We start from the raw sequence: 1,020 nt of genomic DNA on the forward strand, positions 1-1,020 counted from the left end.
CGTGCCGTGCGCCGTTCGATCTCCTTTTCGCCTGCTCCGGCGAAGGTGAGGATGTCGGCCAGCCGGAAGATGCGGCCGCCGCCGCCCCAGTTGCCGTCGGTGATCTCGTTGATGATCACCCAGACGCGGAAGCCGTCCTCGGGGGTAGGGGGCCGGCCGTTCATCTCAGCGCGCAGGATCCGCTCGGTCACCTCCGCGACCAGTCCTGCCTTGGCGTCACTGTCCAGCGTGCCCTGCGGTACGCCTACCACGACGCGGTAGCGGGGCTGCTGGGTGGGACGGCCTGCCACCGTGACCAGCGCTGATTCGTGCAGGAACGTCCAAGCGATCGACTCGGCCGCCTTGTTTCCGGGCTTTGCGCCTTCCCACTTCAGCAGGGTGCGGGTAAGTGCCTCCATGAGCTCGGCCTTGCTGTCGTCCGCGAGGGCGCCACTCGGCATGGTGAGGTCGATCATGGGCATGGTCTGCCTCCAGGTAGTAAGTTCACTAGAGCAACTGACGCTAGCAAGGTCAGTTCATTAGAGCAACTAGCATTGATGTCATGCGCCGAACCCGCTTCGACAACTGGCCCTGCTCGATCGCCCGTACCGTCGATCTCGTCGGAGACTGGTGGACGCCCCTGGTCATGCGAGAGGCTTTCTACGGTGCTCGCCGTTTCGAGGAGTTCCAGCAGCGGCTAGGTGTGAGCCGCAACGTCCTCACTCAGCGACTCGATCGCCTCGTTGATGAGGACATGCTCGAACGCCGGCCCTATCAGGATCGGCCGGTGCGTCACGAATATCGCCTGACTGAGAAGGGCCGCGACTTCTTTACCGTGCTCGCCGCGATGATCCGCTGGGGAGACCGTTGGCTGGCGGATCCCAGTGGGCCACCTATCGAACTGCGTGACCGTGAGACGGGCCTACCGGTCGAGATCGAAGTGATCGATGCAAGAACAGGCCGGCCGATCGAGGTGCGTCAGATCATCCCAACGCCCGGACCGGGACTCCCCGAGGACCTTGCCGAGCGACTCCGAGAAGC

At 64.1% G+C, this 1,020-nt stretch carries 2 protein-coding genes; one reads left to right on the top strand and one right to left on the bottom strand.

From position 1 onward, the window contains the following. Nucleotides 1-461: tautomerase family protein (locus HKK74_RS38865; RefSeq protein WP_187248437.1), on the bottom strand; the 461-nt coding region annotated here is incomplete at its 3' end. Between the two features lie 80 nt (nucleotides 462-541). Between HKK74_RS38865 and HKK74_RS38870 the strand changes: the two genes are divergently transcribed. Then, nucleotides 542-1,020: winged helix-turn-helix transcriptional regulator (locus tag HKK74_RS38870; protein ID WP_187248438.1), on the top strand; the 479-nt coding region annotated here is incomplete at its 3' end.

Source organism: Actinomadura alba (genome assembly GCF_014323705.1).
GTDB lineage: Bacteria > Actinomycetota > Actinomycetes > Streptosporangiales > Streptosporangiaceae > Actinomadura_C > Actinomadura_C alba.